Genomic DNA, 11,374 nt, shown 5'->3' on the forward strand with positions numbered 1-11,374 from the left:
GCTCAGGGCACCGGGATGATCGTGGGGATGCAAGAAAACGACCATTCATGGGGCCCGTGCCGGCCGGCCCAGGCGGGGCGGCCCGCTCAGTCGGTGACGAGTGGTCGATTCCTCCCACGAGGCTTCATCGCGCAGACGGCAGAGTAGACACCGGCCAGCAGGGGAGGCCCGCACAGCCTCGGTTCGAGCCCGCATGCGACCAACTCGGCCAGCTCGAGCGGCCGATCCCGCACCAGCGCCAGCAGGTGCGATCTCATCCTCCGCTGCGGCGTGCCGGGCCGGTGGACGGGCTCGAGCAGCCGGACCTCGGTGCGCGCCACCCGCGCCATCTCCTGCAGGGCGGCACGTCGCGAGTCGCAATCCAGCAGCCCGAGGACCCCGGCGGCGAGCACGACGTCGAAGGCATCGTCGGCGAACGGCAATGCGGTCACGTCCGCTCGGACCAGCGCCGCCGTGCCCGGGCCACAGCCGGTGCGCCGGGCAGCCCGGGCCAGCATGGCGGCGTTGCGATCCAGCCCGACATAATCCACCCCGCGGGCCAGCAGCCGCGGCGCCGGGTGCGCCGGTCCGCAGCCCACCTCCAGCACGCGGCCGGAGCCGAGATCGGCGACCAGGGTGTCCAGCCAGCGGTGCCATCCCACCAGTCCCACCGCGCGGTCGTAGCCGGGCGACACGACCGTCCACCACCGGTCGCTCAGCCGGTGCCTCCGGCCGGCCGGCGTCATCGCTCGAACAGCCGGCGGGCCAACGACCAGGCTCGCCCACTGCGGGCCCGCTCGGGTGTGACCCAGCGGGCCCGAGTCTCCTCGCACGGCAGTGCCGCGTGCTCGGTGAGCATCTCGGCCCACAACGGTTCGATCAGCTGGTAGGTCACCCAGCGCTCCAGATCGTGGTACGCGTCGAAGCCGCGCGCGGTGAGCCGGTAGCCGCCCGCAGCGCGACGGAGGAGCCCGGCCAGCACCAGTGGGGCCAGTCCGGCGCGGGCCACCGCCGCCACCACCTGGCCGTACGACTGCCTGAGCTGTTCCACGTCCACGCCGCCGGAGTAGGCCTGCCAGAACGCGTCATAGGCGGCGCCGCCCCACCGACCCAGATGCAGCCAGCGGGCGACCGGCAGCCGGCCGTGCTCAATCGCGTCGGCGTAGCTGCCGACGCCAAAATGGTTGACGTAGAAGTCGCCGCCGGCATAGGAGGTGCTGCCGGCGCCCATCCCGAGGAAACGGCGCCGGGTGATCGACGTGTACGGCGCCGCGCCCCGCCGGTTGAACGTCCAGACCGAGCGGCGCTCGTAGCCCATCGACTCCGCCAGCTCGGTCACCTGAGCGAGTACGGCATGCTCACGGCGGCGGTCGTGTCGGGCCGTGCCGAACGGGGTGAAGCCGAAGCGCATCAGCGGGTAGGTGGAGACCTGGTCCACCCCGAGAGCGAAGCAGGTGCGGACGTCGTCGATGAAGGCGCCCGGGAACGCGTCCCGATCCTCCCAGGCCACGTCGACGATCAGGTCCACGTCCACCAGCGCGAACCGGCCGAGAGCGTTCTCCACCGCCGCCCGGCTCGCCGCCGCGTCGTGGGGCCGGCGGAGCTGGTGCAGCACCCCGTCGTGGAACGACTGCGCGCCGATGCTGACTGCGGTGATGCCCATCTCGGCGAGACGATCCAGCCGCTCGACGGTGCCATGGGTCGGCAGCACCTCCACCGCCCGCTCCCCGGACACCGGGATCTGTCGGATCACCTCGGCCAGCTCGTCGGGGTAGAGCGTCGGGGTGCCGCCGCCGATGTACAGCGACGTGAACGGGACGCCGCGCTCGGCCACGTACCAGTCAATCTCCCGGTGCAGTGCCGCGAAGTACCGCTGCGCCAGGTGCTCCTCCGCGCGCACCTTGTTGTAGGGGCAGAAGGGGCAGATCCGTTCGCAGAACGGCACGTGCACATAGGCCCCCATCGGCCCATCGAAGGAGTCAAGGACGACCGCAGGCCGCAGAGCCGCCACGGTGCTGCTCTCGGCGACGCTCACCGGCACTCCTCCTCGGGACCAGTCAAGCAGCGCCCCGCCGCTGAGCCCAGAGTCCAAGGACCCCCTAGAGGACGGGTGGATCCGGGTGGTCGATTCCGAGGTGCGGCGTGGCTGGTGTGGATCAGCCCTCGGTGCGGCGCCTAGCCCCGGGCAGCCACCCCGAGCTTGTCCGGCACCATCACCCACATGATCCGGTGAATACCTGCGCTGCTGATGCGGAGGGTGAGCAACGCGACCGGCTGGTCGCCCTGACGGATCAGCACCGATGGTCGGCCGTTGGTCTGCAGCACCGCTACCTCGGTGCCCGGCCAGAACGACGGCGCGAAGGCCACGAGGAACTTCGCCACGCGACTCCGCCCCACCACCGGGATGCGCGCCGCCCGCCGGACGACGCCGGCGCCGTCGGACAGGCTCACGACGTCCTCGGCGAGCAGCCGCTCCAGCGCCTCGAGGTCGCCCTCCTGTGCGGCCTGCACGAACGCGTCCAGCAGGCGGCGGTGCTCGGCGGCGGTGACAGGCTCACGGTCGTTGGTGCCGACGTGTCTCCTGGCCCGGCTGACCAGCTGACGGGCGTTCGCCTCGCTCGTCTCCAGCAGCTCCGCGAGCTGGCCGTACGGATAGTCGAAGGCCTCCCGGAGCACGTAGGCCGCCCGTTCACGCGCCGGTAGCGTCTCGAGCAGCATCAGCACCGCCGCCTCGAGCGCCTCTGCCCGCTCGGCCCCGAGAGTGGGGTCGGCGCTGGTGTCGACCGGCTCGGGCAGCCACGGACCCACATACCGCTCCCGGCGGACGCGGGCGGAGTCCGCCGTGTTGATCGCCAGCCGCGTGGTGACCGTGGTCAGGAAGCCCTGTGGGTTGCGTACGACGTCGCGGTCGGTCTGCTGCCAACGCAGCCAGGCCTCCTGGACGATGTCCTCCGCTTCGGCGACGCTCCCGAGCATCCGGTAAGCGATGCCGAACAGGCGCGGCCGGGCGGTGTCGAAGATCTCGAGGGCAGGTCCTAGACCGCCGTCGACGTCCGTCCCCATGGGCTGAGCCTAAGGGGTTGTGAGGCGACCGCTGGGAGGCGTCGTCGCAGTCGTGGTTCGCGGCACCATGGTCGTCACGCACCAGAGAGGGCTGCGCTGGCCACCAGCAGCTCCGAAGGTGTGGCGACCCGGTGCGGCGCGTCCGGCGACCGGGCCACCGACCCGCGGCACGACCAGTCTCAGCCCTGGGAGGCCAGCTGCGCCGACACCCAGTCTCGGTACGTCGTGGTAGCCAACTCGGCGTCGGGACCGGGGACCAGCTCACCGTTGGTGGGCAGGGCTCCGAAATAGCGTGCGTCAGGGTCGGTGACGACCGTCCGTGGGTCGTGGCGCTCCTTCAAGGCCTCCCGGATGAACTCGTCCATCCGCACCTTCAGCGGCCCACCGATCTCCAGCCGGCCGTTCAGTGGCGTTTCGGCAGCGACCCGACCGAGCGCGGTCGCGACATCCTCGGCGGCCATCGGCTGGAACCACACGGACGAGAGCCGCACCTCCCCGTCGACGGTGGCCGAGTCGGCGATCCCGGAGACGAACTCGAAGAACTGGGTCGCCTGCACGATCGAGTAGGGGAGCCCAGAGTTCTCGATCAACTGCTCCTGGGCAGCCTTGGCGCGGAGGTATCCGCTGTCGGGCAGCCGTTCGGTGCCGACCACCGACAATGCCACGTGGTGGGTCACACCGGCGGCCTTCTCCGCGGCAAGAAGGTGGGTGGTGGAGGTGGTGAAGAACGACAGCACGTCGTCGTTTGCGAACGATGGTGAGTTGGAGACGTCGACGACCACGTCGGCCTCCTTCAATGCAACGTCCAGGCCTTCGCCGGTGAGGGTGTTGACGCCGGTGCTCGGCGCGGCCGGCACTGCTGTGTGTCCGTCCGCGGTCAACTTCCGGACCAGCTTTGAGCCGATGAGTCCGGTGCCGCCGATGATCACGATCTTCACGGTGTGCTCCTTTGAGCGTTGAGGGGTGTTGAGTGCTGGGGTGTTCCTGCACTACTCATGACCAGACAGGCCGCTGACCTGTGACACGCCCGCCCCCGGTACCGCGAAACGGGTGCGGAGGGTCGGTGATCAGCTCACCGCTCTTCGACAAGCTCAGAGCGCGTAAACACCTCGGCACGCGCGCCCTGAGCCTGGCCTTCGCGCCCTGAGCTTGTCGAAGGGCCTCCGCGTCCTGAGCCTGAGTCCGCCCTCGCCTTCCTGACTACCGCCGCGTCCTGCAGACTCTCCAGCCGGATCTCGTGGACCCTAGCTTGGCGGGCCTTCGGCGGTCTCCGGCTTCTCCGCAACGATCTGGATCAGGTTTCCGCAGGTGTCGTCGAAGACGGCGAGGACGGCGGCGCCGATGTCGGTGGGAGGTTGGGTGAACGACACACCCTTGCTGGTCAAGCGGGCATACTCGGCCTCGACGTCGTCGACGGCGAACTGGGCGAGCGGGATGCCGTCCTCGACGAGGGCGTCCCGATACGGCTTGACCGCGGGGTGACCGGCCGGCTCCAGCAGCAGCTCCGGTCCGTCCGGAGACTCCGGCGAGACGACGGTGAGCCAGGAAGCCTCGCCGACCGGTATGTCTCGGCGTTTCGTGAAGCCGAGGACGTTGACGTAGAAGGCGAGTGCGGCTCGCTGGTCGTCGACGTACACGGTCGTCAGGTTGATCCTCATGAACGGGTCCTCTCTGGGTGGGGCCACCGCCGGGTGATCTCGGACAGCGGTGCGGGGTTGAAGTAGTGGAACTTGGAACGACCACGTCGCTCCGTCACGACCAGCCCCGCCGACTCGAGTACGCCGAGGTGCTGGGAGATCGCCTGACGGGTCAGGCTGAGACCGTGCCGGGTCGTCAGCACGGTGCAGATGTCGAACAGGGTCTTGCCGTCACTGGCGGCGAGCTCATCGAGGACGAGGCGCCGCGTCTCGTCATCCAGCGCCCGGAAGACATCCACCATGGCTCCACCATAGGCAAGCACGGACTTGCATATCAAGGGCAAGCGCCTACTTGCATGTCCCGGTCCGCGCCGCTCCGCTCGGGCGCTAGCCCAGTTGGTCGCGGCGGCGGGTCAGGTACGCGATTTCGGCGCTGTTGCCCGCCAGCTCGATGGCCTGGTCGTAGGCCTCGCGTGACCGCTGGCTGGAACCCAGCCGGCGCAGCAGGTCGGCGCGGGTCGCGTGGTAGGCGTGATAGCCGGCCAGCCTGTCCTCGAGCCGGTCGACGGCCGCCAGGGCCACCTCCGGACCGTCAAGCTCGGCGATCGCGACGGCCCGGTTGAGGGCGATGATGGGCGAGGGGTCGAGGCGGACGAGCTGGTCGTAGAGGGCGACGATCTGCGACCAGTCGGTGTCGCGTATGTCACGAGCGGAGGTGTGCACGGCGTTGATCGCTGCGAGGAGCTGGTAGCGACCGGGAGCCACCCCGGCGGCCAGCCGCTCGCGCACCAGCCGATGCCCCTCGGCGACCAGCGCCGCGTCCCAGGCCCCACGGTCCTGCTCGTCGAGGGTGACGAGCTCGCCGGTCGGCGAGACCCGGGCGGTCCGGCGGGCCTCTATGAGGAGCATCAGCGCCAGCAGCCCAGTCGTCTCACCGTCCTGCGGCATCAGGGTACGGATCAGACGCGTGAGCCGGATCGCCTCGGCGGTCAGGTCGTGGCGTACGGGATCGGTGTCCGGTCCGGTCGCCAGGTAGCCCTCGTTGAAGACGAGGAACAGCACGGCGAGTACGCCGGAGACGCGTACCGGCAGATCCTCCGCGGACGGCACCCGATAAGGGATCCGAGCCGCCTTGATCTTGGCCTTCGCGCGGGTGATCCGCTGCCCCATGGTGGCCTCCTGCACCAGGAAGGCGCGGGCGATCTCGGGCACGGTCAGACCACCGACCATGCGCAGCGTCAGCGCCACCCGGGTATCCATCGCAAGCGCCGGGTGACAGCAGGTGAAGATCAGCCGGAGCCGCTCGTCGTCGATGGCGCCGAGAGGCTCGGGCGGAGCGTCGTCGTGCAACATCTGAGCCTCCTGCTGCTTGTGGTCGCGCTTGTTCTCGCGCCGGAGCCGGTCGATGGCCTTGCGGGTGGCGGTGGTGGTCAGCCAGGCGCCGGGGTTGGCCGGTACGCCGTCGGTCGGCCACCGCGCGACGGCGGTCGCGAACGCCTCGGCCGCCGCCTCCTCGGCGATGTCGAGGTCACCGAAACGCCTGGTCAGGGCGGCGACCACCCGCGCCCACTCCTCCCGGTGGGCGCGCGTGATCGCCTCCCGGACCTCGAGCTCGCTCACAGGAACGGTCGCACCTCCACCTTTCTGTTGCAGGCCTTCGACCCCTCGGCAGCGAGCTTGAGCGCCTGGTCCAGGTCTGCGGCCTCGATAATCCAGAAGCCGGCGAGGTATTCCTTCGACTCGACGAACGGCCCGTCGGTGACCACCGCCTCACCGCGGCGGTTGTCGATGACGGTGGCCGAGTCGGGGGAGCCGAGGCCGGCGGCGAACACCCAGTGACCCTCCGCCCGGAGCCGGTCGTTGAACGCGTCGATGTCGGCCTCCTCGGTCGGGGTGGCCAAGCCGGCGCCGTCGTCGATGACGGAGAACAGGTATTGCATCTGGGATCATCTCCTGTGCTGTGGGGCGCCCTTGGTGGGCGGCCGCTCACCCCTGCTACGAACACCTCTGGTCCGATCCGACACCGCCTCCAGGTTTCTTGCAAGGACTCATCGGCTTGTTCTCGTTCATGGTCGCGTATGAGCATTGTGGGTGCGGCGGTGGAGGCAGAAGGAGCGCCAACCATGATCCTGTCCAAGGTCCGGGACCCTCGGTTCGTGACCATCCGCCGTGGGGGGACTCTCACTGACTCTGATCACCGTCTTCTCGCTCTCTGGGCGGCCTCCTGCGCCGAGCACGTGCTCGACCTCTTCGAGTCGGCCCAGCCTGGGGACCTCCGCCCGCGTCGGGCGATCGAACAGGCTCGCGGCTGGGCCCGTGGTGAGGTCACGATGATGGAGGCTCGCGCGGCGGGCGGCCATGCCATGGGAGCCGCCCGGGACCTGCGTGGAGCGGCACGGCATGCCGCCTATGCCGCCGGCCAAGCCGGAGCCGTCGCCCACGTCGCCGCGCATGAGCTCGGGGCGGCCGCCTATGCGATCAAGGCGGCACGGGTTGCCGCGCCGGAGGGCGAGAGCCTGGCTGCGGGGCGACTTGAGTGTCAATGGCAGCAGGACCAACTGCCGGAGGCGATCCGCGAGCTCGTACTGGATGACCAGAGGTTGCGGAATGACCTCTGCTGGTCGGTATTTGACTGATGGGCTCGCGTCAGGGCGATTCAGATGTCGTAGTAGGAAAACTCGAATACTCCGGGCCGTGATGGGTGACGTTGGCCGGTATTGGAACATGCCGGTGAGCACTTACTTGTTGTAAGCGCGGGCCAATCCCTCACCCCACCGAGCGAATCGATAGTTCCGGCCCGAGACCGTAGTAGTTGCGTCCGTCGGATCACGTCCAGAGGCTTTTGGCCCAAATCCCATCTAGCCAAAGTGCCCCTGTCGGGGCGCCCGTCCCGGGCCGTAAATGGGTGCAGCAGCCTCACGAAAACCACCAGCCTCACCAGGATCCATCTACGCACTACTAGTGGGGAGTGGCGCATGCGCAAGCAGCCAACGCTCCAGTACCCGCACGCGGCTGGACCTTCCACGACTGGAGACAGTTGGTGTGCGCTGGCCGGGGTCAGGAGGCGAGCGTGCCGGCGAAGATTTGCCAGGCCAGAGCGGACTTCGCGGTGAGGCTGCGCAGGATGTAGATCCTTTCGCCGAAGAGGTAGTCAGACCAGCGGCCGCGGGCACGGTATTGCAGCCATTGGGTTGAGCGCGAAGATGTTGAAGAACACGAAGAGCGAGATGAAGATGCCGTACACGAATCCGGGCGGGGTCGCTGAGGAGGTCGAGCCGGGGGAAAGTAGGTAGATGCTGATGGCCAGCCAGGGCACGATCCCTGCGATACACCCGAAGATGAAGGGAAGCCAGCCGTGCCCGCCCGGCTTCTCGTAGCGTTCCTGGAGCCAGCCGAACAGGATCATGGCGGCGTTGACGCCGAAGAGCGCCAGCAGGGCAGCGATGTCGGAGATCCCGACGAGTTGCGCGATCAGCACGATCATCAATGACGACGAGATCGAGTACTCCACCCATCAGGCGGGATTGCGGCTCCGGTCGAGGTCGGTGAGGTAACGGCGCCACCACACGGTGCACATCAGCGCGTGCGCCAGTGCCGAGAGAGCCAGGAAGGCCGCTACGGCTGCGCCGGTCGGGATCTCGAACAGCGTTACTGGGTCCCGAGTGGGAGTCCCGGGCGGGCCCTGCAGGTAGGAGGCGGTGACCGGAAGGGCAAAGCTCGTCGCGAGGACGATCACGACCGTCGCTTGTACGAGATGAACCAGCCCGGCCGCTGCGTTGTCGCGCCGCAGCGAGGCTGCCACTGGATGAACACCGCGTTGGGCGTTGGGCTGGGTATCGGCTGGTCGTGATGTCATCGGGCGCTCCCATCAGCAGCAGGCTTGACATACGAATCATACTTCGTGAATACTGTACCCCACGAGGGGAGTACCCCGCTCACGATGTCTCCGTCAGTTCGGCCGACCCTGTTCGGCCCGGAGCGTCGGCCGCCCCAGGCACCTGGGATGGTGGGGGAGACCTCCAACTGCTCGCCGTCGTGCGGGCACGGTGGAGGTACCTTAATATGGATGTTCCGCTCTGGACCTGGGCTGCGGTCCTCGCCGTCATTCTCACGATGCTGGCGATCGACCTGTTCGCCCACCGCACCGCCCATGTGGTGTCGGTTCGTGAGGCCGCCATCTGGTCAGCGGTCTGGGTCTCTTCGGGCCTGGCGTTCGGTGGCGTGGTCTGGTGGGTCTACGGCGCCCAAGCGGGCGGTGAGTACTACGCCGGTTATCTGATCGAGAAGTCGCTGGCGGTCGACAACGTCTTCGTATTCGCGCTGATGTTCACCTACTTCGCCGTGCCTCGTGAGTACCAGCACCGGGTGCTGTTCTACGGGGTGCTCGGCGCTCTGGTGTTCCGGGCGATCTTCATCGCTGGCGGTGCGGTACTGATCGAGAACTTCGCCTGGATCCTGTACCTGTTCGGCGCATTCCTGGTGTTCACGGGCTGGAAGATGTTCACCCACCGCAATGACCAACTGGACCCGTCGCGTAACCCGGTACTGCGCTGGGTCAAGAGGCGGGTGCCGTCCACCGCGGAGTACCACGGGCAGAAGTTCTGGGTGAAGAAGGCCGGCAAGTGGGTGGCGACCCCGCTGTTCACCGTGCTGATCCTGGTGGAGGTCACCGACATCATCTTCGCCGTCGACTCGATCCCCGCGATCTTTGCTGTCACCCAGGACCCGTTCCTGGTCTTCACCAGCAACGCCTTCGCGATCCTGGGCCTGCGGGCGATGTACTTCCTGCTCGCCGACCTGATCCACCGGTTCATCTACCTCAAGGCCGGTCTGGCCGTGGTTCTGGTCTTCGTCGGCGTCAAGATGCTGCTCCTCGACGTCTACAAGGTCCCGATCTGGCTCTCCATGGCCGTGATCGCCACGAGCATCACCGTCGCCGTCGTGTGGAGCCTGCGCGCCACCCGGGACCTGCCGGCGACAGTCGCTGACGAGTCGGCCCCCGATGCAGGCGACAACGAGGCCGACGACAGCGAGGCCGACGACACCGAGGCGGCTCTGCGATGACGCTCGGCATCGCAGAGCCGGGCACGAGACGCGGTTGAGCGTGAGCCTGGGAAGGGTGCGGCTGGTGTTGGACGGTGAAGTTCACGCTCGAGGAGCTCGTGGCAAGTCTGCTGTGGGCCGAGCTGATGATGGAGGCGACCGTCGACGTGGTGCTCGTGCTGTCCCGCCTGTCGTGGTCGAGCGACGCCGCACTGGTGGTGTCGCGACGGCGACGGCTAGCTCAGGCTCGTCAGCGACGGATCGAGGAGCTGGCAGGGAGCGCCGGCCACGGACCGCCCAGCCGGTAAGGCCAAGTGGATCCGTGTCGCGGCAGCGGAGGGATCAGACTTCACGGACATGGTGATCCCGGCGCGGAAAAGGCCCGCAGCGATCTGAACGACAGCTTTCTCCGCGCGGTGGACCGGATGTTGGGCGACCACCGCGCCGAGCACCCCAGCCCGCTGGTCCTGGCTGGATGACCCCGCCTGCTCGACCGGTTCTGTGCCGTGAGCAGCAACCTCGAGCGGCTCGCCGGACGCGTCGGTACCGGCCGCGAGACACCGCCCTGGACCTCGCCCTGGCCCGCATCGAGACAATCGAGAAGTATCTCCGGAACCGTCGCCAGGGCACCCTGGGACGTTTACCCAGGCGTTGCGGGGCGGACCGGCGGACGTCGCCACCGGGATTGAGCACTGCTGGCGCACCGTGCAGCCCCGCGTGCCGGGATGCCCTTGGTCGAGGACAGCTTCATCAGCCCCGGCATCGCCGTGGTCGGGTCGTCCGGCACAACGACTGAGGTGGTGACCGAAGTGGTGCACGATCTCGTCGACGACCTCATCGAGCCGGTCATCCTGCCCGGCGGCCAAATCGCACTGGTCCTTGACGGCGACCTGGAATCCCACGTCCGCGCGGCGCTGATCAGCCGAGTTCGTCGTCCCTAGGATCGTCTAGGCTCCGCTGGCTCACTGTGCCGTGCGGACCGCGAAGCTGGCCGACGGCTCGCTCGCGGTCGACCACCAGGCCGACGAACTCGCCGAGCGTGACGTGGGCCTCCATCTCGTGGCGGAAGTGCGCCTTGCGCACGACCTCGTACTGGTTGCGGCGACCCACCTTTTCCTTGCGCAGGTAGCCCTGCGCCACCAGGTCCCGCACTATCTGCTGGACCGCCCGCTCGGTGATCCCGACCGCCTCGGCCACGTCGCGCATGCGCGCGTCCGGGTCACGGGCCAAACACACCAACACGTGCCCGTGGTTCGACATGAAGGTCCACTCGCCCGGCATGGAAGCAGCATACGCGAGATGCGTTTCGTCCTTAGCCGCGTACCGCGACCGCTACCCGGATCACCTCGGACCTGCCAATCGGCGCGGGAGCGGAGAGCGAGGCACAGCGAAGCGACCGCCAGCGAACTATGGGGCCGTCCGCGCTGCGGCGGCCGCTGGCTCGTTCGATCGTGGCGCGGCCTCGGTGGCCGCCAGCGCTCGGGTCGTTTCGGCTCCATAGGGAGCCACGGGCCCACTCGTATCCACAGGTTCCGCGGGGGACAGGCAGCGTCCGCGGATGCGGCGGCTCGAGGAAGGTCCACTTCCTCGGAGGCATCGATGTTAATACTGCTCGCGCTCCCGGTCATTGCTGTCGTTGCGGCAAGCCATCG

At 68.3% G+C, this 11,374-nt stretch carries 14 protein-coding genes and 1 pseudogene; 4 read left to right on the top strand and 11 right to left on the bottom strand.

All coding sequences use genetic code 11. The features are described from left to right. Positions 1 to 86: 86 nt before the first annotated feature. From JOE57_RS14970 to JOE57_RS15005, 8 genes are all read right to left on the bottom strand, one after another. Positions 87 to 725 (bottom strand): class I SAM-dependent methyltransferase, encoded by a 639-nt coding sequence (locus JOE57_RS14970; RefSeq protein WP_204919225.1) that lies wholly within the window; start codon positions 723 to 725, stop codon positions 87 to 89. Further along, on the bottom strand, positions 722 to 2,014 hold the full coding sequence (locus tag JOE57_RS14975) for a radical SAM protein (RefSeq protein ID WP_204919227.1): 1,293 nt from the start codon (positions 2,012 to 2,014) through the stop codon (positions 722 to 724). Before JOE57_RS14975 ends, JOE57_RS14970 begins: the two co-directional genes overlap by 4 nt. A gap of 140 nt (positions 2,015 to 2,154) precedes the next feature. Then, positions 2,155 to 3,042 (bottom strand): RNA polymerase sigma-70 factor, encoded by an 888-nt coding sequence (locus JOE57_RS14980; protein WP_204919229.1) that lies wholly within the window; start codon positions 3,040 to 3,042, stop codon positions 2,155 to 2,157. Positions 3,043 to 3,221: 179 nt separating this feature from the next. Beyond that, positions 3,222 to 3,980, bottom strand: coding sequence for an NAD(P)H-binding protein (locus JOE57_RS14985; RefSeq protein WP_204919231.1), 759 nt, complete (start codon positions 3,978 to 3,980; stop codon positions 3,222 to 3,224). 306 nt (positions 3,981 to 4,286) lie between these two features. Then, a complete protein-coding gene (locus tag JOE57_RS14990) occupies positions 4,287 to 4,700 on the bottom strand; it encodes a VOC family protein (RefSeq protein WP_204919233.1) in 414 nt (137 codons plus the stop codon). Continuing rightward, positions 4,697 to 4,981 carry an ArsR/SmtB family transcription factor gene (locus JOE57_RS14995; protein WP_204919235.1) on the bottom strand — a complete coding sequence of 95 codons (285 nt, stop codon included), beginning with the start codon at positions 4,979 to 4,981 and terminating at the stop codon, positions 4,697 to 4,699. Before JOE57_RS14995 ends, JOE57_RS14990 begins: the two co-directional genes overlap by 4 nt. 85 nt (positions 4,982 to 5,066) lie before the next feature. After that, the gene (locus JOE57_RS15000) at positions 5,067 to 6,299 is read right to left on the bottom strand and encodes a sigma-70 family RNA polymerase sigma factor (protein WP_204919237.1); all 1,233 of its coding nucleotides are present in this window, start codon (positions 6,297 to 6,299) and stop codon (positions 5,067 to 5,069) included. After that, the gene (locus JOE57_RS15005; RefSeq protein ID WP_204919240.1) at positions 6,296 to 6,619 is read right to left on the bottom strand and encodes a YciI family protein; all 324 of its coding nucleotides are present in this window, start codon (positions 6,617 to 6,619) and stop codon (positions 6,296 to 6,298) included. The genes JOE57_RS15000 and JOE57_RS15005 overlap by 4 nt, the downstream gene beginning before the upstream one ends. Positions 6,620 to 6,802: 183 nt before the next feature. Here JOE57_RS15005 and JOE57_RS15010 point away from each other — a divergent pair, with 183 nt between their 5' ends. Further along, positions 6,803 to 7,315 (top strand): putative immunity protein, encoded by a 513-nt coding sequence (locus JOE57_RS15010; RefSeq protein WP_204919242.1) that lies wholly within the window; start codon positions 6,803 to 6,805, stop codon positions 7,313 to 7,315. Positions 7,316 to 7,736: 421 nt separating this feature from the next. Here the strand turns inward: JOE57_RS15010 and JOE57_RS19330 are convergent, their stop codons facing one another. Continuing rightward, the gene (locus JOE57_RS19330; RefSeq protein WP_204920491.1) at positions 7,737 to 7,862 is read right to left on the bottom strand and encodes a hypothetical protein; all 126 of its coding nucleotides are present in this window, start codon (positions 7,860 to 7,862) and stop codon (positions 7,737 to 7,739) included. Then, positions 7,831 to 8,535: pseudogene (gene heR, locus JOE57_RS18770) on the bottom strand (heliorhodopsin HeR). The gene JOE57_RS19330 and the pseudogene heR overlap by 32 nt, the downstream one beginning before the upstream one ends. Before the next feature lie 206 nt (positions 8,536 to 8,741). Between heR and JOE57_RS15030 the strand changes: the two are divergent. The 3 genes from JOE57_RS15030 to JOE57_RS15040 all read left to right on the top strand — a co-directional run bounded on the left by JOE57_RS15030 (position 8,742) and on the right by JOE57_RS15040 (position 10,663). Next, complete coding sequence (locus JOE57_RS15030; RefSeq protein WP_204919248.1) at positions 8,742 to 9,743, top strand: TerC family protein; 1,002 nt, start codon at positions 8,742 to 8,744, stop codon at positions 9,741 to 9,743. Between the two features lie 74 nt (positions 9,744 to 9,817). Beyond that, positions 9,818 to 10,030 carry a hypothetical protein gene (locus JOE57_RS15035; RefSeq protein WP_204919250.1) on the top strand — a complete coding sequence of 71 codons (213 nt, stop codon included), beginning with the start codon at positions 9,818 to 9,820 and terminating at the stop codon, positions 10,028 to 10,030. Positions 10,031 to 10,453: 423 nt separating this feature from the next. After that, positions 10,454 to 10,663, top strand: a complete 210-nt coding sequence (locus tag JOE57_RS15040; protein WP_204919252.1) for a hypothetical protein — start codon at positions 10,454 to 10,456, stop codon at positions 10,661 to 10,663. Here JOE57_RS15040 and JOE57_RS15045 read toward each other — a convergent pair. Further along, entirely contained in the window at positions 10,641 to 11,003 is a 363-nt protein-coding gene (locus JOE57_RS15045; RefSeq protein WP_204919254.1) for a helix-turn-helix transcriptional regulator, read from the bottom strand. The genes JOE57_RS15040 and JOE57_RS15045 overlap by 23 nt on opposite strands. Positions 11,004 to 11,374 lie beyond the last annotated feature (371 nt).

Source organism: Microlunatus panaciterrae (genome assembly GCF_016907535.1).
GTDB classification, from domain to species: Bacteria; Actinomycetota; Actinomycetes; order Propionibacteriales; family Propionibacteriaceae; genus Microlunatus; species Microlunatus panaciterrae.

What these genes read in the sequence shown, in the direction of transcription:
- JOE57_RS15030 (WP_204919248.1), top strand. Translation starts at nt 8,742, where the DNA reads ATGGATGTTCCGCTCTGGACCTGGGCTGCGGTCCTCGCCGTCATTCTC.
- JOE57_RS15005 (WP_204919240.1), bottom strand. Translation starts at nt 6,619, where the DNA reads ATGCAATACCTGTTCTCCGTCATCGACGACGGCGCCGGCTTGGCCACC.
- JOE57_RS14990 (WP_204919233.1), bottom strand. Translation starts at nt 4,700, where the DNA reads ATGAGGATCAACCTGACGACCGTGTACGTCGACGACCAGCGAGCCGCA.
- JOE57_RS15010 (WP_204919242.1), top strand. Translation starts at nt 6,803, where the DNA reads ATGATCCTGTCCAAGGTCCGGGACCCTCGGTTCGTGACCATCCGCCGT.
- JOE57_RS14995 (WP_204919235.1), bottom strand. Translation starts at nt 4,981, where the DNA reads ATGGTGGATGTCTTCCGGGCGCTGGATGACGAGACGCGGCGCCTCGTC.
- JOE57_RS14980 (WP_204919229.1), bottom strand. Translation starts at nt 3,042, where the DNA reads ATGGGGACGGACGTCGACGGCGGTCTAGGACCTGCCCTCGAGATCTTC.
- JOE57_RS14970 (WP_204919225.1), bottom strand. Translation starts at nt 725, where the DNA reads ATGACGCCGGCCGGCCGGAGGCACCGGCTGAGCGACCGGTGGTGGACG.
- JOE57_RS15045 (WP_204919254.1), bottom strand. Translation starts at nt 11,003, where the DNA reads ATGCCGGGCGAGTGGACCTTCATGTCGAACCACGGGCACGTGTTGGTG.